The 22923-nt window shown below is 39.7% G+C and carries 29 protein-coding genes; all 29 read left to right on the top strand.

Annotated elements, in window-relative coordinates:
• The first annotated feature begins 28 nt into the window (after positions 1–28).
• The 29 genes from H346_RS0106010 to H346_RS0105860 all read left to right on the top strand — a co-directional run bounded on the left by H346_RS0106010 (position 29) and on the right by H346_RS0105860 (position 22867).
• Positions 29–415, top strand: a complete 387-nt coding sequence (locus H346_RS0106010) for a hypothetical protein (protein WP_027970296.1) — start codon at positions 29–31, stop codon at positions 413–415.
• Complete coding sequence (locus tag H346_RS0106005; protein WP_037562732.1) at positions 408–713, top strand: HNH endonuclease; 306 nt, start codon at positions 408–410, stop codon at positions 711–713. The genes H346_RS0106010 and H346_RS0106005 overlap by 8 nt, the downstream gene beginning before the upstream one ends.
• A 141-nt stretch (positions 714–854) precedes the next feature.
• Positions 855–1172 (top strand): P27 family phage terminase small subunit, encoded by a 318-nt coding sequence (locus H346_RS0106000; protein ID WP_011017379.1) that lies wholly within the window; start codon positions 855–857, stop codon positions 1170–1172.
• A 12-nt stretch (positions 1173–1184) separates the two neighbouring features.
• Positions 1185–2915, top strand: coding sequence for a terminase large subunit domain-containing protein (locus H346_RS0105995; RefSeq protein ID WP_027970294.1), 1731 nt, complete (start codon positions 1185–1187; stop codon positions 2913–2915).
• Between the two features lie 390 nt (positions 2916–3305).
• Positions 3306–4493, top strand: a complete 1188-nt coding sequence (locus tag H346_RS0105985) for a phage portal protein (RefSeq protein WP_027970293.1) — start codon at positions 3306–3308, stop codon at positions 4491–4493.
• Entirely contained in the window at positions 4474–5280 is an 807-nt protein-coding gene (locus H346_RS0105980; RefSeq protein ID WP_027970292.1) for a head maturation protease, ClpP-related, read from the top strand. Before H346_RS0105985 ends, H346_RS0105980 begins: the two co-directional genes overlap by 20 nt.
• Positions 5281–5296: 16 nt before the next feature.
• Complete coding sequence (locus tag H346_RS0105975) at positions 5297–6430, top strand: phage major capsid protein (RefSeq protein ID WP_027970291.1); 1134 nt, start codon at positions 5297–5299, stop codon at positions 6428–6430.
• 13 nt (positions 6431–6443) lie between these two features.
• Positions 6444–6617 (top strand): hypothetical protein, encoded by a 174-nt coding sequence (locus H346_RS10645; RefSeq protein WP_167320972.1) that lies wholly within the window; start codon positions 6444–6446, stop codon positions 6615–6617.
• The gene (locus H346_RS0105965) at positions 6617–6925 is read left to right on the top strand and encodes a hypothetical protein (RefSeq protein WP_027970290.1); all 309 of its coding nucleotides are present in this window, start codon (positions 6617–6619) and stop codon (positions 6923–6925) included. The genes H346_RS10645 and H346_RS0105965 overlap by 1 nt, the downstream gene beginning before the upstream one ends.
• On the top strand, positions 6918–7280 hold the full coding sequence (locus tag H346_RS0105960; RefSeq protein ID WP_037562728.1) for a hypothetical protein: 363 nt from the start codon (positions 6918–6920) through the stop codon (positions 7278–7280). Before H346_RS0105965 ends, H346_RS0105960 begins: the two co-directional genes overlap by 8 nt.
• Before the next feature lies 1 nt (position 7281).
• Positions 7282–7680 carry a hypothetical protein gene (locus H346_RS0105955; protein ID WP_027970288.1) on the top strand — a complete coding sequence of 133 codons (399 nt, stop codon included), beginning with the start codon at positions 7282–7284 and terminating at the stop codon, positions 7678–7680.
• A complete protein-coding gene (locus H346_RS0105950; protein ID WP_027970287.1) occupies positions 7673–8053 on the top strand; it encodes a hypothetical protein in 381 nt (126 codons plus the stop codon). Before H346_RS0105955 ends, H346_RS0105950 begins: the two co-directional genes overlap by 8 nt.
• 11 nt (positions 8054–8064) lie before the next feature.
• Positions 8065–8649 (top strand): major tail protein, encoded by a 585-nt coding sequence (locus tag H346_RS0105945; protein WP_027970286.1) that lies wholly within the window; start codon positions 8065–8067, stop codon positions 8647–8649.
• Positions 8650–8744: 95 nt separating this feature from the next.
• On the top strand, positions 8745–9047 hold the full coding sequence (gpG, locus tag H346_RS0105940; protein ID WP_027970285.1) for a phage tail assembly chaperone G: 303 nt from the start codon (positions 8745–8747) through the stop codon (positions 9045–9047).
• A 14-nt stretch (positions 9048–9061) separates the two neighbouring features.
• Complete coding sequence (locus H346_RS10505; RefSeq protein ID WP_156888861.1) at positions 9062–9229, top strand: hypothetical protein; 168 nt, start codon at positions 9062–9064, stop codon at positions 9227–9229.
• Positions 9230–9272: 43 nt separating this feature from the next.
• On the top strand, positions 9273–13205 hold the full coding sequence (locus H346_RS0105930; RefSeq protein ID WP_027970283.1) for a phage tail tape measure protein: 3933 nt from the start codon (positions 9273–9275) through the stop codon (positions 13203–13205).
• A gap of 12 nt (positions 13206–13217) precedes the next feature.
• Positions 13218–13988, top strand: a complete 771-nt coding sequence (locus tag H346_RS0105925; RefSeq protein WP_027970282.1) for a distal tail protein Dit — start codon at positions 13218–13220, stop codon at positions 13986–13988.
• On the top strand, positions 13985–16039 hold the full coding sequence (locus tag H346_RS0105920) for a phage tail spike protein (protein WP_027970281.1): 2055 nt from the start codon (positions 13985–13987) through the stop codon (positions 16037–16039). Before H346_RS0105925 ends, H346_RS0105920 begins: the two co-directional genes overlap by 4 nt.
• Positions 16039–17163 (top strand): hyaluronate lyase N-terminal domain-containing protein, encoded by a 1125-nt coding sequence (locus H346_RS10955; RefSeq protein ID WP_051188362.1) that lies wholly within the window; start codon positions 16039–16041, stop codon positions 17161–17163. Before H346_RS0105920 ends, H346_RS10955 begins: the two co-directional genes overlap by 1 nt.
• Complete coding sequence (locus tag H346_RS0105910) at positions 17160–17498, top strand: hypothetical protein (protein ID WP_027970280.1); 339 nt, start codon at positions 17160–17162, stop codon at positions 17496–17498. Before H346_RS10955 ends, H346_RS0105910 begins: the two co-directional genes overlap by 4 nt.
• Before the next feature lie 10 nt (positions 17499–17508).
• On the top strand, positions 17509–19281 hold the full coding sequence (locus H346_RS0105905; protein WP_027970279.1) for a gp58-like family protein: 1773 nt from the start codon (positions 17509–17511) through the stop codon (positions 19279–19281).
• 8 nt (positions 19282–19289) lie between these two features.
• The gene (locus H346_RS0105900) at positions 19290–19718 is read left to right on the top strand and encodes a DUF1617 family protein (RefSeq protein WP_027970278.1); all 429 of its coding nucleotides are present in this window, start codon (positions 19290–19292) and stop codon (positions 19716–19718) included.
• A gap of 2 nt (positions 19719–19720) precedes the next feature.
• On the top strand, positions 19721–20125 hold the full coding sequence (locus tag H346_RS0105895; RefSeq protein WP_027970277.1) for a DUF1366 domain-containing protein: 405 nt from the start codon (positions 19721–19723) through the stop codon (positions 20123–20125).
• Positions 20126–20187: 62 nt separating this feature from the next.
• Entirely contained in the window at positions 20188–20340 is a 153-nt protein-coding gene (locus H346_RS09805) for a hypothetical protein (protein ID WP_008087460.1), read from the top strand.
• 9 nt (positions 20341–20349) lie between these two features.
• Positions 20350–20670 (top strand): hypothetical protein, encoded by a 321-nt coding sequence (locus H346_RS0105885; RefSeq protein ID WP_027970276.1) that lies wholly within the window; start codon positions 20350–20352, stop codon positions 20668–20670.
• Position 20671: 1 nt separating this feature from the next.
• A complete protein-coding gene (locus H346_RS0105880; RefSeq protein WP_027970275.1) occupies positions 20672–20851 on the top strand; it encodes a holin in 180 nt (59 codons plus the stop codon).
• 111 nt (positions 20852–20962) lie between these two features.
• Complete coding sequence (locus H346_RS0105870; RefSeq protein WP_027970273.1) at positions 20963–22177, top strand: peptidoglycan amidohydrolase family protein; 1215 nt, start codon at positions 20963–20965, stop codon at positions 22175–22177.
• 166 nt (positions 22178–22343) lie between these two features.
• A complete protein-coding gene (locus H346_RS0105865; protein ID WP_156888860.1) occupies positions 22344–22514 on the top strand; it encodes a hypothetical protein in 171 nt (56 codons plus the stop codon).
• Positions 22511–22867: a hypothetical protein gene (locus tag H346_RS0105860; protein ID WP_027970271.1), complete on the top strand. Its 357-nt coding sequence runs from the start codon at positions 22511–22513 to the stop codon at positions 22865–22867. Before H346_RS0105865 ends, H346_RS0105860 begins: the two co-directional genes overlap by 4 nt.
• Positions 22868–22923 lie beyond the last annotated feature (56 nt).

Genomic DNA, 22923 nt, shown 5'->3' with positions numbered 1-22923 from the left:
TAATAATTATTTATGGCTAGGAAATGTAATGCGAAAAACAAAAATAGAAAAAGAGTTTAGCCATCACATTATGTGGCTACAAAGATACTACAAGAAGTCTCAAGGAAATCCACTCAACCCAATCTTATTACAAATGTTAGTGGAAAGAGAACAGGAGACAGGTCTTAATAGGTTTAATGATCTTGATTGTCGTGTCTATTTTGCGTGGCTAGCAGCAATCACACACATGATTAACAACACAGATAGCAACATGATGCAGCTTATCAAAGATGTTTATGTGCATCGCATACTAAACATGACAAGCGCTGGTGCAAAGTATCTCGATTATGCTAAGTCGCAGACACAACAAAAGGTGAGAGATTGGTTTGTTGAGCTTAACAGACAGCATTACGAAAAGGTAATTGCCAATGATTAAGATTGATACGACAAGCAAAGAGTCTATGTATCGCACCTTCTACCACAAGACAGAGTGGAGGAAGCTCAGAGAGATTGCAATCATCAGAGATAAGAGAGAGTGTGTTTGGTGCAGGCAGAATGGAAAGAGGACAGCAACTAACCTAGAAGTAGACCACATCAAAGAGGTTAGGGACTATCCAGAGCTAGCCTTAGACTTAGATAACCTTAGGACTTTGTGCAAAGACTGTCATAATAGACGTCACGGACGCTATCAAAAGAAGGAAAGTCGTTGGGATGATGAGACTTTTGAGTGGTAGTGAAAATAAAAAACGAAAGGACACCCCCCGGTCGAAAAAAATCGACTCAATTTTTCTGCCGTGGAACCGGTGGGAGGGTCATTTGACCAAAAATGTGTTTTTTGCGCACATATTTAGAGGGAGGGGGTAGAGTGATGAAAAATGAAAATCTCTGAATTAAAAAAAGAGCTTTTGGGACTCGTTGATCAGGAGAGTTCCTTCGAGGTTGAAATTGTCGAAAGGTACTTGAATCTCGTGAAAATTTATCGAAAGCTTGATCAATCGCTTAAAGAAAATGGGTACATGATTTTAGTAAAAAATGGAGCGCAGAGCTTCCTAAAAGCGAACTCTGCAATAGGGGAAAAAACTAAGATAAATCAACAGCTCATAAAGCTTGGGGAATTTTTTCAGAAGAAAAAAGAAGAGATTAAAAATGAACAAAATAATACCAATTTTGCGGACCCCTCGGAGTTTCTTTAGGAGGTGTCTTGATTGATTGAATATGTCCAAAATTACATTGATGATTTTGAAAAAGGCAGGGTCATTTTTAATCAAGAGCGAAAGGATTTAGTTGCTTACATTTATCGAGAAATTGTCCCCAGAATAGAGAAAAAAGAGATATTTTTTGATGAAAAAAACATAAAAAATTGTATAAATTTTATTGAAAAATGGTTCTTTAAACTGGAAAATTTCCAAAAATTTATCATCTCTTTTGTATTTTTGAGGTACTCGGAAACCAATCGAAACGTCTATAAAAAAATATTGATTATGATGGGCCGTGGTGGTGGTAAGAATGGTTTAATATCTGGAATTATTGCTTATTTGATTAGCCCTTTTCATGGCATTAAGAATTACAATGTGTCATTAGTCGCAAATAGCGAGGACCAAGCAAAGACCAGTTTTGACGAAATTTATAATACAGTTGAGAGTAATCCAAAACTAAAAGAAATCTATTACAATACAAAAAGTGAAATCAAATCAATACACACTAATAGTGTAATGCGCTTTAGAACCTCTAATGGAAATACGAAAGATGGTTTGCGTGATGGTATGGTTGTTTTTGATGAGATACATCAGTACGAGTCAAACAAAGATGTTCGTGTCCATAAATCTGGTCTTGGTAAAGTAAAAAATGCTCGAGAGTTTTATATTGGCACTGATGGTTATGTTAGAGAGGGCTTTATTGACTCGATGAAAGATAAAGCTAAAAAAGTATTAAGTGGTGCTGCTAGATGGAACTCGATGTTTCCTTTTATCTGTAAAATCGACGAAGAGCACGAAGTAGATGATAAGGAAAAATGGCAAAAGGCTAATCCAATGTTCCATCAGCCGATGAGCGACTATGCTCAAGAGCTGTTTGACATGGTTTGCGAGCAATACGAAGAAATGATTGAAGATCCGTCAAACCGTGAAGAGTTTATGACAAAGCGCATGGACTTCCCAGTCATGGACGTTGAAAGAAGTGTTGCGAGTCATGAGGAGCTTGTAGCAACCAAACGAGAGTTGCCAGATATGAGAGGTGAAGTTTGTATTGGCGGTTTAGACTATGCTGCTATTCGTGACTTCGCTGCTGTTGGTCTATTATTTAAAAATGGGGACGACTATGTTTGGCTGAGTCATTCATTTGTTCGTAAGGAATTTGTTGATACTTATTATGGTTACTCTAAGCGTAAAGACTCAATCAATGGTAAGAGACAATTTGCCCCTATCAAAAAATGGGAACAAGAAGGTCTATTAACGGTTATCGATGAAGCAAGTATCAATCCCCAATATATTGTTGATTGGTTTGTAAAAATGAGAGACGAAGAAGGGTATGATTTACAACGTATCGTATCAGATAACTTCCGCATGGAAATTTTAAAACCGTTATTTGAGAGAGAAGGTTTTGAGGTCTTGTCAAAAAATACGTTTACTGCCCCACCAGGTTATCAAATAGAAATTGTTAGAAATCCTAGAGCTATTGATAGCTTATTAGCACCAAGAATTGAAACAGCATTTGCTAATCACAGAGTTGTTTTTGGTCATAACGATATGATGCGTTGGTATACACATAATGTTTTACGTCGTCTAAAAAGTGATGGTAATGTTGAGTATGTCAAAAAAGAAGATACCAGACGCAAGACAGATGGTTTTAAAGCATTTGAGTATGCAATGTATCGAGCAGACACGCTAGAGATAACAAGTGATGCCGATTTTTATGATGATGTCATGGAGTGGTATTAACAGTGAAGACTTATTGCATTATAAATAAAAAGACAGGATTTTTTGTATATGGGACTGATTATAGATATAGTCCACCACATCAAAGAACTAGTGATTGTAAGGCTTTGACTTTTGAAACAGAAAAGAAAGCTAAAATAGCATTTGAAGATAGGAAATGTGGTAAAAATTATAAAATTATACCAGTCAAATTGGAACCTATAGAAGATAAGTTTTAGCACCTGACTAGGTGCTTTTTATATGTCTTAAAAAGTTCGGCAAAAGGGGAAGTAAAAACAGGTAAAGTGAATATATAAAACGGTGCTGAGATAGCCATTTTAAGGCAATTTCAAATGTTTTTGTGGGTAAATAATCATATAAACGTATTTAAATAGCACCTAGAAAGGTTGTTAAATGGGGATTTTAGACTTCTTTTCCTTCAAAAAATCTGGAACACTGTCAGACGATGACTCAGGAAGTACGACATCAGAAAAATTAATAAATGTCGTCTTAAAAGAAGATGCTCTCTACAAATGTGTCAATTATTTAGCAAGGATAATTTCTAAGTCAACGTTTAGGTTAAAAACTCCAGAAAAATTAACCGAAAATCAAAAAGATTGGTTGTATTGGATTAACACCAAAGCGAATCCTAACCAATCGGCATCCCAGTTTTGGGTTGAAGTAATCCAGAAGCTTTTAGTTGATGGAGAAACATTAATTTTTGTCATACCAGGCAAGGGCATTTACGTGGCAGATAGTTTTACACAGGATAAAAAACTATCTGGAAGTCAATTTAAAGTGTCACGAGTTCAGGGACAAACCTACGAAAAGACATTTACTTTTGATCAAGTCATTTATTTAAAAAATGATAATAGCGATTTAATGTCAAAAGTCGAGTCACTTTGGGAAGAGTATGGGGAATTGCTTGGTCATGTCATTAATAACCAGAAAATAGCCAATCAAATACGCTTTACCATGATACCGCCTAAAGATAAAGTGAGGGAACGTGCTCAGGAAAATAGTGACGGTGGGAGACAGCCTAAATCAGACAAAGATTTTTTCAAACGCACTATCGAAAAAATTAGAACAGAGTCTGTTGTTGGAATCCCAGTTACTGCTAACACTAACTACGAAGAATACGGTTCAAAAAACACAGGGGCTGTTAAATCATATGTAGATGACATCAAAAAACTAAAAGATCAATACATGGCAGAGTTTGCAGAAATGCTTGGTATTCCAATCTCTTTATTGCATGGAGATATAGCTGACAATCAAAAAAACTATGAGTTACTACTTGAAGGTCCTATTGAGTCGATAGTGACAAATATTGTAGATGGCTTAGAATGTGCTATTTTCGACAAGTCCGAAACACTTGAAGGGTGTTTTATCAAAGTAACTGGATTAAAAAACTATGATTTATTTTCGGTGTCTAACCAAGCAGATAAGCTGATTTCCTCTGGATTTGTCTTTATTGATGAGGTCAGAGAGGAAATTGGACTTCCTGAGTTACCAGACGGCTTAGGAAAAGTTCTTTATATGACCAAGAACTATGAATCTGTTCTGGAGAGAGGGGGTGAAGTAGATGAAGAAGTTGAAACTTAATGGCCCAGTCGTCAGCGAGGGGGACAAGTGGTACTACGATTGGTGGGAAAAACCTTGTATTACCGCTAAACAAGTACATGATTTTTTAGATAGTGCGGCTGGAGAAGACATCCAAGTCCGACTAAATTCTGGTGGCGGAGAAGTTTTTGTAGGTAGTGAAATTTACTCTGCTTTAAAGGATTATCCTGGCAACGTGGAAGTTGTTATCACAGGACTAGCAGCAAGCATTGCAAGCATTATCATGTTGGCCGGTGATGTTATCAAGGCATCTCCGATGGCTCAAATTATGATCCACAATGCTTCTTGGGGGAGCTATGGAGATTACAGGCAATTAAAACATGATAGCGAAGTTGTCGAAAATGCGAGCATATCGCTAGCTGGAATGTATGCCAAAAAAACAGGAAAACAAGAGGCTGAAATCAGAGAGTTACTAGATGCTGAAACATGGTTTACAGCTAACAGTGCTAAAGAAATCGGTTTAATTGATGACATCTTATACAATGAGATGCCGTCGCTTGTGGCTGGAATCGATTTAGTTCCTAAGGATAAAATCGAAGAATTTAAAAACATGGTGGCTCAGAAAAAAGCTCAAGCGAATCAGGAAAAAGATGACTTTGAAGCTCGTGTCAAGGCTATTGTCGAGCCAATGATTAACGATTATAAAAATCGGACAGTATCAGAGCTTAAAGTATCTATTGATGCTGATGAATTAACAGAAGTTATAGGCGATGCGGTGACTGAGCTTAAAGAAAAAGCCTCATCCCCATTTGCAAAATTTATTTTTTAGACATTAAGGAGAACACATGGCAATTAACTTAAAAGAATTACCAAAATACCGCGAAGCTGTTGCCGAACTGAGCGCAAAAATCTCAGCAGGGGCAACACCAGAAGAACAAGAAAAGCTATTTGAAGCTGCCTTTACCACGATGGGTGATGAAATTCTAGCAAAAAACGAAGAAGAAATGGAACGCATGTTTGATTTGCGAGACAAAAACCGTGAATTAACAGCAGAAGAAATCAAGTTTTTTAACGACATTGATAAAAATGTTGGTGGAAAAGATAAATTTAAACTTCTACCAGAAGAAACCATGGTCCAAGTTTTTGATGATTTAGTTGCTGAGCATCCACTATTAAAAGTTATCAACTTTAAAAACACTAGTCTGCGTCTAAAAGCTCTTACCGCAGAAACTTCTGGTACTGCTGTTTGGGGTGATATTTTCGGAGAAATTAAAGGTCAATTGAAACAAGCCTTTAAAGAACAAGACTTTAGTCAATTCAAACTTACGGCATTTGTGGTTATTCCTAAGGATGCTCTTAAATTTGGCCCTAAATGGATCAAACAATTTATCACAGAGCAATTGAAAGAAGCCATTGCAGTAGCGCTTGAATTAGCAATTGTTAAAGGTGATGGCTTATTGCAGCCCGTTGGATTACTTAAAGATTTGTCTCAACCAACTGTTGACCAATCGACAGGTCGTGACATCACAACTTACAAAACGGACAAAGAAGCGATTGCAGATTTATCTGATTTAACACCAGATAACGCACCCAAAAAACTTGTGCCTGTCATGAAACATCTATCTATTAATGATAAAAAACGTCCTTTAAAAATTGCTGGTCAAGTTAAGCTACTTTTGAATCCAGAAGATCGCTGGGCACTTGAAGCACAATTTACGTCACGTAATCAATTTGGCGAGTATGTCACTGTTTTGCCGCACGGTATCACAATCCTTGAATCTCTTGCAGTAGAGACAGGAAAAGCGATTGCTTTTGTCGCAAATCGTTATGATGCGTTTATGGCAACCGCATCAACAATCGAAGAGTATGATCAGACATTTGCCATGGAAGATTTGCAGCTATATCTCACTAAAAATTATTTCTACGGCAAAGCCAAGGATAATCATACAGCTGCATTATTGACGTTGGCTGGAGGCTAATAGGAGGTAGTCAATGAAACTAAAGGTTTTGAAGCCATTTGGAGACCACAAAGAAAATGTCATCCGTCAAGTTGACGAAGTTTTCGAGGTCTCAAAAACTCGTTTTGATGAGCTTTCAGCAAGTGTGCCTGCTGACTTTTATGAGGAAGTGAAGGCAACTAAAGCTAAGAAAGGCGAGGAAGAATAATGGCTATTGATGCGCAGGAAGTTACTGAAAAAAATTTAAATGCTTTTAAAACAAGGATGAGAATTTTTGATAGTGACGAAGAAGAAGACAAAAATGTGTCATCTATGATCTCTGCTAGCATCAAAGCTGTTGCCAATTTGACTGGCGCAACAGAAGCTAGCGAAGAATTGCTTGAGCTAGCTTTTGAGCGTGCCAGGTATGTTTACTATGACGCTTTAGACGAATTCCAGAAAAATTATGCGGATGAAATCGAAACATTGTATTTAACTAACAAATATAAAGACATCGAGGAGCCATCTCATGATTAAAGGGAAAAGCATCAAAAAGGCAAAAACTGGTAACGGTGAGCTAAAAACAGCTATTAAATTTTATACCTCTACGACAGATGATAGCCTTGACGGTCGTGACACAAAGCTAGATTTAGTCTACAAAACACGAGGGGAAGTCTATAACCCTAGTAGTAAAGACATTGAGATTGCTAACATGCGTAAGGTAAAAGCAAAGATGACCTTGAAAATACGTGATCCACTAAATCAATACCACCCGAGTAATTCTGACTTTGTAGAGATTGTAGATAGTCGTATCAAAGGAAAGTTAGGGATTATAGATGTCAGACCGGATTTTAATGACAGAAAATTTTTAATCATTGTTGCTGGAGGTTAGCATGAGTGGATTTGCAAATTTAAAAGGTGTTGAAGAACTTCTGGCGAATATGGAAAAGAAGTTAGGCCCTGCGAAAGTTAACAGGGTAGTTAATCAGTCGCTAAAAGAAATTGGCAAAGAACTAGAACCTAGTTTTAAATCTGCTATCTCTGTCTATCAGCGGACAGGAGAGACCGCAGAGAGTACAGTTGTTTCTGGTGTAAGAAGAGAAGATGGTATTCCTAAAGTTAAATTAGGGTTTGTATCTCCACGCTGGAACATAGTTCACCTCCAAGAATTGGAATACGGGTGGAAATTCAACAGACGTGGCGTAGGTGTTATTCGTCGTTATTCTGATATTTTGGAAACTATTTATCCAAGAGGTATCCGTGACAAGCTGAAAAGAGGTTTCGATGGTTAGAGACATGTTAACAGAAGTGTTTGACTTGTTAAAAGCAGACAATGTTTTAAAGTTAGTCAAAATAAAATCTTTTGAACGATCAGAAAGTCTGCTAGACGATCAGACAAGCATTGTCATTTTGCCGATAACTGCGCCAAAACAATCAACTTTTGGTTCTGACACAGCCTTATCAAAAAAGTTTCTCTATCAAATCGAGGTTGAAAGCACATCTAGATTAGAATGCAAAGACTTGCAACGTCGTATTGAAAAACAACTGGAAAAGATTGGTTTTTATCAAAATGATGCAGGTTTTGAGAGGTTTGATCGAGATACTGGCAGATATTTAGATGCTAGAACTTTTAGGGGTTTAAGCGATATTTACGAAGATTATTAAAGGAGAAATACATGCAAGCAATTGGATTTAAACGCATGACAATCACAATCCTTGATGACTCAACAAATTCTTTTGTCATCGAAGGAACAAAAGATAAAGGTGCTACTAAGGTTGCTAAAATTAGTGGACTAGCATCAGAACCAGTTAAAACATTTGGTTCAGATATTGCCTACTACACATCTCGTCGCGGTGTAGGTGATGTCAAAATGGAAACGGAAGCAATCGACATCCCATTTGATGTTCTAAAGAAAATTTTAGGATATAAAGATGGTTCATCTTCGACAGGTGTAACTTTTGTTGGTGAAGATACAGAATCACCAGAAGTATCTGTTTTGCTTGAAGCACCAGCAACTGGCGGTAAAAATGCCTATCTTGGATTTTTCAAAGGAACATTTTCTATGGATGACATTGAATGGAAATCTAAAGAAGAGAAAAATGAAGGTCTTGACAGCCAAAAACTTGTCTTTACTGCTCAGCCTGGAGATGAAGGAGAATCAAAAGGTCAGTACGTCGGATGGGCATTTGATAAAGAGACAGAAGGAACAGGAACTAATGCGCAGCAACTGGTCAAGCTTCTAAAAGTAAAAAAAGGCTAAGCCCAGCTAGTCCTCGGACTGGTGATTTTGGGCTTGATCTAAATACTGAAGAAGTAACTGCATTTCTTAAAAAAAAGAATAAGAAGGAAAAGTAAATGGCAATCCTAGAAATCAAAATCAAAAATGAAACTGGCGAAAAAGTAGTTAAAGAATGTAAATCTTTAACTGTACGTGATTATCGCGATTATCTTGTTTTACAACAAGAGCTATCTGATAGTGACGCACCAGAGTATGCAAAACTTGACAGGCAGCTGGAATTTATCGTTGGGCTATTTGATGGGCTAACAGTTGATATGATGTATGACAAGCTTAATATGTATGAACTCAACAACATTTTAGCTGATGTATATGTCAAATTGATTGGTGGAGATCCTGATGACCCAAAGGAAAACGCCTAGAGCCTAAAGAGGCTTTGGAAAAATTTTATAAGTTCACTCAAGACATTATCCGCTCTGATTTCGGCATGTCTGTCAAGGATGTCATGGAAACTGATTGGCAAGATTTGTTAGCTGTTTTAGGGGCATCAGAGAAAAAAGAAAAAGTCATGTCTTTAGAGGAATTTATAGGACAGTTAGGATAAGGTCTCTTTTTGAGGCCTTTAATTTTTGAGGAAAGGAGGAAATATGGGAACAGGAACACCGTTAGGAAGCATGTTTATTGAATTGGGTCTTGATACATCAAAATTTGATCCAAAACTACAGAGTACTAAAAGGGCTGTTAACTATTTCAAAGCAGAGGCTAGAGCTCTTGACTCAGCGTTGAAAAGCAATGGCAAGAATGTTGGACTCTTACAGGCGAAGTACAAGACGCTAACTCAAGCTATCAATGCTCAAAAAAAAGTATTGACTAATTTAAAAGCTGATTTCGACGAACTGGATCCTGGAACAGATAAATGGGAAGCTTCTGCCGTGCAAATTGAGCGAGAAAATGCCAAGCTAGCTCAACTAGAAGCTCAGCTAGGAAATGTTTCAAAAGCGTTTCAAGAAGCGTCTGGTCAGACAGGCTTTACTGGTTTTTTACAACGTAGTGGCAAGCAGATTGATGTTTTTGGCCAAAAATTACAAACACTCGCAGATAAAACTAAATGGATTAGCGCAGGATTTGGAGCGGGGGCTCTACTCAGTATTAAAGCTGCTAGCGATTTTGACACTGCGTTTACCGGTGTCAAAAAGACGGTGGATGAAGTTAGAGATGCCAATGGAAGAGTAACCTATTCTTACGAAAGGTTATCTAATGGCATTAGAAAAATGGCTAAAGAAATCCCAGCATCAACAACGGAAATATCAGCTGTTGCAGAGGCTGCTGGACAATTAGGTATCAAAACAAAAGATGTCTTAGGATTTACTCGTGTCATGATTGACATGGGACAATCAACAAATCTAAGCGCTGAAGAAGCTGCATCATCTATTGCGAAAATCGCAAATATCACAGGGTTAACATCCAAGGAATACTCTAGATTTGGTAGTTCTGTTGTCGCTTTAGGTAATAATTTTGCGACAACTGAAAGAGATATTGTTGCGATGACAAACCGCATTGCAGCATCTGGTAAACTTGCTGGCTTAACTAACCAAGAAATGTTAGCGTTGGCGGCAGCTATGTCAAGCGTTGGTATTGAAGCAGAAGCTGGTGGTACAGCCATGACTCAAACACTATCAGCCATTGAGACAGCTGTCATTAATGGTGGAGAAGATTTAACCAAATTTGCTCAAATTGCCAATATGTCATCAAAAGATTTTGCTAAGGCATGGAAAGAAAAGCCAATCGTCGCTTTGCAGGAGTTTATTAAAGGTCTTGGACAATTAGATAAAAAAGGCGAAAGCGCCACAAAAGTACTAGATGAGTTGGGGCTCAGCGGCGTCCGTCAATCTAATATGCTTAAATCTCTTGGATTAGCTTCTGAAACACTCGGAAAAGCCATTGATGTATCAAATACAGCCTGGAAAGAAAATACGGCTTTAACAAACGAAGCAAGCAAACGCTATGAAACTTTCCAAAGCAAACTAAAAATTGTTAAGAATAAAATCAATGACATTGCTATTGAGATTGGTGGTCCTCTGATGGAAGCTGCGTCAAATGCACTAGATGCTTTAGAGCCACTCTTTAAAACGATTGGAGACCTAGCTAAAGCATACTCAAATGCAAACCCAGAGACTAAGAGATTTATCGCTTATCTTGTAGCAGGGACTGCTGCAGCATCGCCATTTTTACGCATAATCGGTAAAACAAGTTCTGGTGTCGGTAAACTTGTCGAATGGATTGGTAAGCTTGCTGGTGCTAGAAAAGGCGCTGCGGCACTAAAAGCACTTGAGAGTGCAGTTGAAGCATCGGGAACAGCTGCTGGTGGGGCTAGTACAAAATTTGGCAGTCTAACATCAACTATCAATCTACTGTCAAATCCAATTGGTTTGTTGATTGGTGGGACTGTCGCTTTGACAGGTGTCTTACTAGCTTTAAATCATGCTAAAGATAAAGCTAGAGAGAAGTCGGAGGAGTGGGGAACCACTTTAACTGGCAATACTCGTCAAGCCTTGGACAGCTTTAAAAATAAAGTAGATGAGAGCACAGAATCAATGATTAGATTTGATGCTATAGGTTCTCCTGCCATCCAAAGGGTAAAAGATAGTTTCAAGGGCTTATTAGGTGATCTAGAAAATGAGTTAACAAAAGCTAACCAACGAATGGAGGAGCTTGGTAATAAGATAGGGCTTACTGCTGAACAGGTAGCTAAAGGTAAAGAGCATAATAATCGAGTAGTTGAGAATGCTAGATTGATGGTTGATGAAATCAATACTATCTATAATCGTCATAATGGCAACGTAAAACGATTGACTGCTGAGGAACGAACTATTGTTGAAAATGCTCAAAAAGAGTTGGTTAGAGCAAAACTAGAGCTTATGGGTTTATCTAATAAGCAGGCTTTATCAGTGATGAAAGCCTTTAACAATGATGTGACAACATTAAATGAGACTCAGCTCAAAAAAACGATGACAGCCCTGGAAAAAGCTATCTCAGAAGAGAAAAAATTATACGATTCTAAGGCTAAATCTCTCAAAGAAGCTCTTGATAAAGAGGCTATTAGCCAAGAAGACTATAACGGTCGAATGAAAACTCTTAAAAATGAGCATGAAGCCACCATGAATGCTTTAGCTGAAAAATATGCTCAAGCTGCTGAAGCTCGTGACTTTAGGCAAAAAGCTAGACTAAAAGACTGGACAACAAATATCCAGGAAAATAGTCAACGGGCTAAAAAATTCTTGCGAGAAGTTGGTCTGTCTTATGATGAGCTGGCTAATAAGGTGGATGCAGCCGCCAAAAAAGGTGGTGCTAATCTGGATTTGTTAGCAAAATCAACAGCAAATATGTCTAAAGAGACTAAGGAAGCTAATGCACTGTGGACATCGCTAACCTTTGACGAGAAGAAAGCTCAGGTTAAGTCTAATGCTATTGATGAGGTAATAAAAGCCTCTCAATCAGAGGAAGGTTGGAACCAGCTCAAGTTTATGCTTAAGCATGCTAACTTAGAGTCAAATGCTAGAGTCAAAATCGCAGAAGCATTGATCGCAAATGGTGATTGGCAAAAAATGACCCCAGAAGAGAAGAAACTGGTCTTTACAAATGATGAGGGACTGGCCAAAATTTACGAAAGTAAAAACTTACTGGAAATTTGGAATCAATTAACACCAAAACAAAAAGAGCTTGCTCTTAAAAATGAAGATTTTGTTAATAAAGCTGGTACTGCTAAAAAAATGCTAGAAAACTGGAATAATCTTCCAGCGGTAAGTAAAGAAATTACAGCTATCGATGGAACTCCGCTACCAGTAGCTACAGCAAAACAAAATCTCGATAGCGTTGTGGCAGGACCTCCACGTCCAATTGAGGCAGAGGATAAAACGGGACCAACTGTGGCGCAAGCACATGCCAGCGTTAACAGTCCTAAACAAAATAGCCCAGCTGTTATTAGAGCTCAAGATAATGCTAGCAGTGTCGCTCAAAGCGTAAAGTGGTCATTAGCTAGCATTCCTACGAGTGTTACAACAACTATTACCACGTTTGTCCGTAAAATTTTTGGACATGAAAAAGGAACTGATTTCCACCCTGGTGGATTAGCCATGGTCAATGACCAAAAAGGGCCACTATACAAGGAGTTGGTTACCTTACCAACTGGTGAATCATTTATTCCTGAAGGTAGAGATGTTGTTTTACCATTGCCAAAAGGTTCAAAAGTTTTGCGTGCTAGTAAAACAAGAGATTTGATGCTTTCTAGGGGCATTCCCAAATATGCTCACGGTGTTGGTATTTCATCTGAATCTCGGTTTATTAAAGAGTTGTCAGCAGGTAATCAGTCGATTAACAAAAACAACATCACAATTGATAATGCTGAAATAGTATCTTTACTAAAGCAGCTTATAGAGCTCGTAAAAGGCAATAAGGATAAAGACCAGATCATCGATTTAACGGTTATGCTTGGTAATATGACTCTTGTACAACTCAAAGATAAAATATCAGAGTTACAGCGTAAAGACGAAGCGCTGCGCTTAAAATCGTCTAGTTTTTAGAGAGGAGCAGTGATGTTTAGAAAAATAGTCGATGGCAAACTCACATTTTTGCCGCTGACAACAACAGTCAATGGCCAGTTGCTAGAAGATGTTTTAAAAAGCGACTCTGCTTCTTTTAAAACAATCAAAATTGAGGGAAGGCATGCAGGTGAATACAATCATCAAGTTACTGAAGTCATGGGTAGGCAAGGGGCCTATTACCATCAGAAAACTAAGGATAACTTGCCGCTTACTTGGATGGTATATCTAAAAGCAAAGGATGTTACTAGCTTTGGACAGATAGCTAGTAATCTGCATGCGTTGTTAGTCAAAGCAAAAGTTACAAAATTTGAATTTAGTGATGATGATGGTTGTTATTACTTAGGTCAATTAAAAAAGTTTCCTGATCTCAAAGAAAAGCGTTGTGAAGCCATCATTGAAATCGAAATTATTTGTTATGACCCTTACAAATTTAAAGACATAACATCTTTAAAAGGGAATGTCATTAATTATAAAGGTCAAGTATCAACAAAACCTATCATTACCCTCAATCTATCATCACCAACAAAAGAAATCAGGCTGCTACATGTCGAAAGCCAGAAGTATATCAGATTGACTGGTACTTATACCATTGACGAAATCAAGATTGATATGGCCACAGGTAAAATTACCCAGAACGGCCGCAACATCCTTGGCGATTTAGATATGGTTAACAGTCGCTATTTTGAGCTACTACCTGGTAAAAATACTTTGCAGTGTGACAATGCCACGATTACAGCTGATTTTAGGGAGGTTTATCTATGATTTATCTCTTTGATAAGCTGGAGCAATTAATTGATACCGTTGGCCATCAGGACTTGCTATCGTGGCATTTTAAGGTTAAAAACAATGATTGGGACCAAGCTAGTTTTGAAATGCCAATTGACTATGACATTGAGCCTTTTGTTTACTTTGGATTTTTCCACAAAGTCCCAGACGAGGAAAGAGAGGTCTTCAAACTTTTTAAAGTTATTGATTATAACCTAGAAGATAGTAAATTTTACAAAGGCTTAGACAAAGCTGAGAGTGACCTTGACACCATTGCCATTATCAAAGACAAGCGATTTAGGCAATCGTCCGCAGATGCTTGTATTGATGGTGCCTTAGAAGGCACTGGTTATCAGGTTGGTAAAGTTGAGGGCATTTCTGAGGCTAGAACACTTAGTTATTACTACATCAGTCCACGAGCGGCTCTGATTAAGGTTGTAGAAGCTTTTAACTGCGAGTTTAATGTCAGGTACACCTTTATTAATAACAAAATCACTAGTCGATATATCGATCTCAAAAAGCGTTTTGGAAAGCCAACTGGTAAGCAATTTGAACATGGCAACAACCTGCTAAAAGTCGTCTACGAGGAATCAACAGATGACATTGTGACTTGTCTGATTGGCAGAGGCAAAGGCGAGGAAATCCAACACGAAGAAGCGGAGTCTAAAGATGTCGAAGGACACTTGCCACAGGAAGAAAGGCGGCAAGGCTACGGTCGAAGAATTGAATTTACTGACATTGTTTGGTCAGTCGAAAAAGGCGACCCGATAGACAAACCAGCTGGTCAAAACTTTGTGGCACTAGATAGTGCCAGAGAAGAATACGGCTTGTCACAAAACGGCGAGTTAAAGCACCGCTGGGGTGTCTTTGTCAATGAGGAAATCGAGGATAAAGCCGAATTATTAAAAGCCACTTGGGAAGAGCTGCAACGCTTGTCAATTCCTGTTAGAATCTACAAAGCAGAGATACTAGATATTGGTCCTGAGACGTGGAAAGGCGACTCAGTAGCCATTATCTATGATGAGGTAAAAATTGCCTTTGAAACTCGGGTTGATGCGATTGATATTGACAAGCTAAATTTTAACAGGTCAGTCGTAACACTCGGTGATTACAGCGTCGTCCAAAATCGTGAGTCACGATCTCGCAAAGAGGCTGTCCAAAACATGATAGATGAATCCTTGGAGACCATCACAGGCCTTGGTGTAAATTTTCAGGAATTTTTGCAAGACATCGAAAAACGCATCGAGACTGGCAAAAAGGAGATGGAAGACAATTGGCGCAAAGTTAACCTTGAATTTGATAATTTTAAAAAGAAGGTTGAGCAAGAAGGCTTGCAATTTAACACCTTAAAAGAACAAATCAAAGAAGTTGATGAACGTACTGACAAAGAGCTTGAAGAGTTTAGAGACACCCTGAAAAACCTAGCTTTGCCAGAAGAAGCCATCAAGAAAATCACAGAGGCTATCAAGGTTGATGACATCCCATCGATTAAACAAAGCTTTGATGACTTAAAAAACAAGGTCAGCGAGACAAGCGAAGAATATCGTTTAACTGCCGAAATCATCGGGACAGACGGTAAGACCCGCTACAACAAAAATTTATTGGTTGGCGACCCTAATCGTGTAAAAACCTATGATCAGGACTATATCGAGGTCGAGGCCAACGATGGTGGCTTCAGGCGTGGCGAGACCTACACGATTAGCTTTAGTCAAACGTGCGAACTACTCAAAAAAGTGGCTATCACGCTGACACAGGCTAACAACAAAGGAGTTAAACTGGTACTGACCCCAACCAAAGCCAAAATGGAGCCGCAGACCTTTGACCTGACTAAAGATAAAGAGGTCATCAGCGTTTATCCTTTGAGCTACACGGCTGTTTTAACTGGCGATTGGTATAAATCTAAGCAAGTAGATTTAAACGCGTCAGACACACAGGAATTAGCGCTTGAGATGACTTATAAAGAGGTTGTGGATGGTAATAGTGCTGATTTAGTTTTGAACTGGGCGGAAAACCCAGATATTATTTTTGACGGAAACGGAGGTATTTAATGTCAAAAGAAGTTGCATCAGCAAGGATACAGCATAGAGGCATGTCCACGCAAGAGTGGGAATCAAGTTCTGATATTTTAATGGAGCGAGAAATTGGAATTGACATGACTACGGGTTACCCAAAAGTTGGTGATGGTAAAAGCCGATTTAGTGAGCTAAACGACTTGCGTGGTCCTATGGGACCTCAAGGTCCTAGAGGAGAAAGAGGCCCAATTGGCCCAACGGGTCCGATTGGCAAGACTGGCGATACAGGTCTGCAAGGTCCGCCCGGCCCCACGGGAGAGCAGGGGCCTAAAGGAGACACTGGTGCTAAGGTTGTTAGTGGGACAGTTGATAGCGGACAATTAACTCTTAGGTTAGATGATGACTCACAGGCTGTTGTCGAGGGCGATTTTAGAGGTCCTAGAGGCGACAAAGGAGAGCAAGGTCCGCCTGGTCCTAAAGGCGCTGATGGCAAGATGACGTTTGAGCAGTTAACGCCAGAGCAGCGTGAGCAACTTAAAGGGGATAAGGGGCCTAAGGGAGATGTAGGTCCTAAGGGCAACGATGGAGCTCCTGGAAAATCCATCACAATCAGCTCGATAACCGAAGAGACAAGTGGGTCGTATTTAGGAAGTTGGTTTGGCAGTACTGCTAAGTCTACAAAAGTCACTTTTTCCGACGGACAATCAATCAGTTTACCTCACGGAAAAGATGGCGAGACGGGGCCAAAAGGTGAAAGAGGTCTGCCAGGAAAAGACGGTACACCCGGTCTAGATGGGCCAAGAGGAGCGACAGGGCCAGCTGGTGTTGGAATCACAAATACCACAATAAGGTATGCCACAGGAACTCTGGGAACAACCGTTCCTCGGTATGGTGAATGGTTTACAACTCCACCATACGTACCAGAAGGGCAATTTTTATGGACTGAAGTCGTATGGCAATATAGCAACGGAACAACTCAAACCGCCTATTCTGTATCGAAAATGGGAGAACAAGGTCCGATAGGCCCACAAGGCCCTCCAGGCCAACAAGGCAATCCTGGACGACCTGGTCGAGATGCTGTTTTAAATGTCCAAGTTGTTTCAAGTGCTCCTAGTTACCAAGTCCCTGGAGTGATTTACCTAGTGAGGGATGGCAAATGACAATTATTGATTTCCAAGGGACTAAACAAATCTTTTACGAAGACAATGCTATTAGTGAGGTTTGGTATAACAATAATCTTATTTGGCGAAAGCCATTGTCAGAACGCATCTTATTGTTTAGCGGGCAACTAACCACAAGTTTTACGCGATTAAACGTTTATGACACTTATATCTTTAGTGCAGACGGTGTAGAGGTGGTTAAGCAAGCTGATGACATTGGTGCAGGGTATATCACAGTAGGCAATCATTACATATTTGCCAATTTTAACGGCGCAGCCCTATATGTCAAACTTTACGGTGGCACATTTGACATTGACATTTATGGACAGAATTAGGAGGTAACAATTGAGCAGAGACCCAACAATAACATTAGACGAGTCAAACCTCGTCATAGGACCAGATGGACGTGTGCATTACACGTTTACCGCAGAGGACGATAATCAAAAAGTCAGATTAGCCAGCAACTGTCTAGGGACAGCGCACTTTAACCAACTCATGATTGAGCGAGGGGATAAAGCGACTGGATACGTAGCGCCTGTGGTAGTTGAGGGTAGCGGTGAGTCGACAGGTGTGTTTAAAAGTCTTGAGGAGATGCTTAGTGGTCTACAGTCTATTAATTTAGAGCTGACAGACACCGAAAATTCTAACTTGTGGTCAAAAATCAAATTGACTAACCGTGGCATGTTGCAGGAGTACTATGACGGTACGATTAAGACCGAGATAGTCAACTCCGCCAGAGGTGTCGCTACACGTATCAGCGAGGATACTGACAAAAAGCTAGTGCTCATAAATGACACTATCAACGGTATCAGACGTGAGTATCAAGATGCTGATAGGAAGTTATCATCAAGTTACCAAGCTGGTATCGAGGGCTTAAAAGCCACCATGCGCGATGATAAGTTAGACCTGCAAGCTGAGATTAAGGCTTCCGCCAGTGGTATAGTCAGACAGTTTGAAAATCAGATGACCGGACTACAATCATCAGTCGCTCAAACCTCAGACAAAATTGCTCAAGAGATACGGGATCGCACTGGTGCAGTTAGTCAAATCCAATCAACGGTTGATAGCTATGTCAGACGATTACGTGACGCTGAAGGCAATTACAATAACCTGGCAGAAACAGTGGCAGGCTATGAGCGCAGAATAGCCAACCAAGATGAGACTATCTCCTCTAACTTTACACAGCTTAAAAGCCTAATTAATGCCAGCGTATCCCTGGAAAAAATCCAATCTATGCTGCGACTGTCTGGCGATAGTATCATGCTTGCGATTAAGGACAAAATCCCGCAAAGTAAGATGTCTGGTAGTGAGATAATCTCAGCAATTAACCTCAACGCGTATGGCGCAGTCATCGCAGGCAAAAACATCGCTCTTGATGGCAATACAACTGTTAACGGCACCTTTACCACAAAGATAGCCGAGGCTATCAAAATCAGGGCTGACCAGATTATTGCAGGCACGATTGACGCTGCTAAGATTAGGGTGATTAATCTCAATGCTTCTAGCATTGTTGGTTTAGATGCTGATTTTATCAAAGCCCGAATTGGCTATGCGATTGTGGATATGCTCGAGGGTAAAGTTATCAGAGCTAGAAATGGTGCGATGTTAATTGACCTGAACACGGCTAAGATGGACTTTAACAGCGATGCGACCATCAATTTTAATAGCAGAAATAATGCCTTGGTTCGTAAAGACGGCACACACACTGCCTTTGTCCACTTTAGCAATGCCACACCAAAAGGGTATACTGGCTCGGCACTATACGCTTCGATTGGCATCACCTCATCTGGTGATGGTGTCAATTCAGCCTCGTCCGGCCGCTTCTGTGGGGCTAGATTTTTCCGTGGTGCTAGCGGATATGAGCATACAGCTTATGTGGACCAAGCTGAAATTTACGGTGATGATATTATTTTTTCCGATGATTTTAGCTTGAATCGTGGGTTTAAAATGACACCAACAAAACTAAATACGATGGTGGACTTGAATAAACTTTATAGTGCAGTCGTCGCTCTTGGTAGATGCTGGCTACACTTTAATAATGTCCGCTGGGACCCAAGTAACGGGGCTTTTGGGACTGCAATTATTAACGAATACAACAATTACATTAGCAACATTTAGGAGAAAACATGGACTTAACACTTAAAAATAAGGAATTAAACACACTTTATAGTGTGCTAGACAAAATCAAGGTCACAAATATGCGGGCAAATCGTGGTCGTGCCAAGCTACTGTCCAAAGTCGTTGAAAAAATCAACGAGTATGCCAAAGATGAGGGTGACCTTATTGATCTGTATGCTCAAAAAGACAAAGATGGCAAGTTTGTCATCGATGAGCGCAAAAACATCAAGCTAGCAGACCCGACTAAGCTCGATGAACTCAATGACTTATTGTCCGAGCTTGGTAATGAGGACATTACTATCAAGGGCCATGAATACTCTAAGCGATTTATCGACTTTTTAGAATACTTGGCAGAGTCGGAAGACGAATTTACATCAGAGGAAATCATTATTATTGACAACATTTTAGAACAATTTGAGGAAAGCAAAGGAGAATAAGCATGAAGACATTACAACTATCAGGCAAACCATACCCTATCTATGAAGAAGGCAAAATTACTAAAACGGAAGTGCGACTAGTTGGTGACAATGGCCTATTTATCCCCGTTGAATTAATTGGTGACCAGACAGCTAAGGAAGCAGATGACTTAGTAGATATGGCTTTGAAAGCTTTTGTACGTGAGTATGTGACTGAGTACGCTGTGGCAGAGTCGGTGCAAAAAGTTGAAATCCTTAACGAAAAAGTCAAGGAATACGATAAGCAAATGGCTGCCATGCAAGCAAAAGGGGAACAGGCTATTAAGGATAATCAAGCTAAGGTTGATAAAGCTGTCGTTGAATTGACTGAGTTGGTAACGTCAAGCTTAGCTGGACTAACGATGCCTGAAGTTGCTGGTAAAGAGTGATGGAGCGCACCTTAAACACTATTGTGACCCTATTTGAACTGTTAAGACAAGGAGAAATGACTATGACATTTACAACAGACTATTTAATCGTTGACGTATGGTATCGTCGTGTTCGTGACGGCATCTGTGAGTTTGAACAAGTGCCGAAGCTATTTAATTTACGTGATTGTGTGATGGAGCTGCTTAGCCAAAAAGTTGACAAAAAGGCAGAGTGAGGTGACTAGATGCACGACTTTTTAGTACAACTAAAAGAGCTTGGGACAGCTATTAGTGCTATAACGGCAATTGGTGCGGCTTTGATTTTTGTTTATAAGAAGTTAGTTATTGAGCCAGACAATCGCATGGCCGAGCAGCTGCAAGCAGAAAATAATAAATTATTGACAGATACAGTAAATCCTCTAACCGATGCCATCAAGGACTTAAATTACAATCTCAACACAGCGACAAAGGAGCGTGCTGAGATGCGAAAAGACATTGAGGTGCATGAGGGGAGACTCGATGCACACGACATCCGACTAACTGTACTAGAGACAAAGGAGAAATAAAATGAATAAATGGTTTAAAAAAGTAGCAATCAAAACAATTAAGACAATGGCACAAACAGCCGTTGGCCTTATCGGATCAAGTGTGTTGATTACGGATATTAACTGGCCAACAATGTTGTCAGCGGTACTGCTATCAGGACTAACATGCGTTCTGATGAATGTGTCACAAATCAAGGAGTAAGATGAAAAAAGCAATCACACAACTAGCCGTCATCATAGCTATCACAGCGCTATATTTTCCACTGGCCGTGATTGCTCTTATCTTTTGCCCGTTTTTTGAGGAGGAAGAAGAATGACAGTAGATACTGAAAAAGCCATAGCGTGGATGGGCTTAAAAGAGGGTCGTGTCAGCTATTCCATGGATTATCGCAATGGTCCTGATAGCTATGACTGCTCTAGCTCTGTTTGTAGCGCTTTAATCTATGCAGGAGCTAGTAATCCTGGTTGGCTACTCAATACAGAGTACATGCATGATTGGCTAGTCCAAAACGGTTATCAGTTGATTGCCGAGAATGCGGATTGGGCTAGCCTACGTGGTGATGTTTTTATTTGGGGAATGCGCGGTCAATCAGCTGGCGCTGGTGGTCACACGGGTATTTTTATTGATCCAGATAACATTACCCATTGTAATTACGCTCGCAATAACATTACAATCGACAATTATAATCAGACAGCAGCAGCCAGCGGTTGGATGTACTCTTATGTCTATCGCTACTCAGGGTCACAAACTCAGCCAACAAATAAAAGTATTGATGAGCTAGCTAAGGAGGTGCTCGCTGGCAAACATGGTAGTGGCGAGCAGCGCAAAATCTCACTTGGTGCTAACTATGATGCCGTGCAAGCAAAAGTAAACGAGATGCTAAAACAGCCACAAGTAGCGGAGCAAAGCCCTGCTGTCAAACAAGACGGAGACTTATTGTTTAATGGAGCTGTACTTAAAAAAGCTATCTTGGATAAAATCCTAGCTAAGTGCAAAGAGCATGACATCTTGCTAAGCTATGCTATTACTGTGTTGCATTTTGAGGGGCTTTGGGGGCAATCTGCTGTAGGCCGTGCCGACAACAATTGGGGCGGTATGACGTGGACTGGCCAAGGCAGCCGTCCAAGCGGTATCACAGTTACCAAAGGTACAGCAAGACCAGTTGCCGAGGGTGGTCATTATATGCATTACGAAAGTGTTGATGACTTTTTGACAGACTGGTTTTATCTGTTACGAGCTGGAGGCAGCTACAAAGTTAGCGGTGCTAAGACTTTCAGTGAGGCTGTGAAAGGCATGTTTATTGTTGGTGGTGCCAAATATGATTATGCTGCCAGTGGATTTGATAGTTATATTGTAGGTGTGGCAAGCCGTCTAAAAGCTATTGAGCAGGAAAATGGACCACTTTCCAAATATGATCAACAGACCGACATCAGTGTCGGGCAGTCTGACAAGATTGATGTGGTTATTGATAGCCTAGCGATAACTATTAATGGTGTTACCTACACCGCAACTAAAAAACCATTTTAGGAGGTAAAGCTCCGAGATAAGACGAAATAAGCCTTCAGCATATGCTGGGGGCTGTTTTTGTGTCTTAAAGATTCTATATTTGACAAAAAGTTCAAGGCATGTCATAATGAGGGTGAGGAGTAGCTGGAGTGCTACTCCTAAAATACATTATAAGGGAGGTGCTATCATGGCAACTACTAGTTTTACAAAGAATTTTAATCTTTCTAAAGCTCAATCCGATAGCTTTGTTAAACGTATGACGCAGAATGCACCAGTAATACTATCAAAAGAATTCGAATCAAAGTATGAACACCCTAACGCACATTTAGAAAAATTAAGAAAGGTATTTAAAAAGTGAGAGACTATATCGTATTCTCGCTAGGCGAACTGCTTGAAGGTGGTATAACTGAGGAAAGTTTGCTACCTTCTTTTAGTGCCTTTAAGTGTGAGCGAGAAAAGGATTTAGAAGTATTTTTACAACAGCGAGCGGTTACTTACGATAAATCAAATTTAGGGAAAACTAGCTTAATTATTGACAAAGAAGATTATGAATGTAATAACCGATTTAGTATTATGGCATTTTTCACAATCGGACAGACTTCGCTTGACATAGAAAATCTTTCTATAAACAAGAGGAAAAAACTATTAGGACAAGTTCCTGGCAGAGATAGGTTAATGAAAAGGCAACACTTTTCTGTACAAAATTTATAAAGTGTTTTTGTTAAACGATTGCTCTTTTAGTCATGGGTGTTTGGTAATTAAGAGTG

The organism is Streptococcus castoreus DSM 17536, assembly GCF_000425025.1.
GTDB lineage: Bacteria > Bacillota > Bacilli > Lactobacillales > Streptococcaceae > Streptococcus > Streptococcus castoreus.
This window is presented reverse-complemented; position numbering and strand designations above follow the sequence as displayed.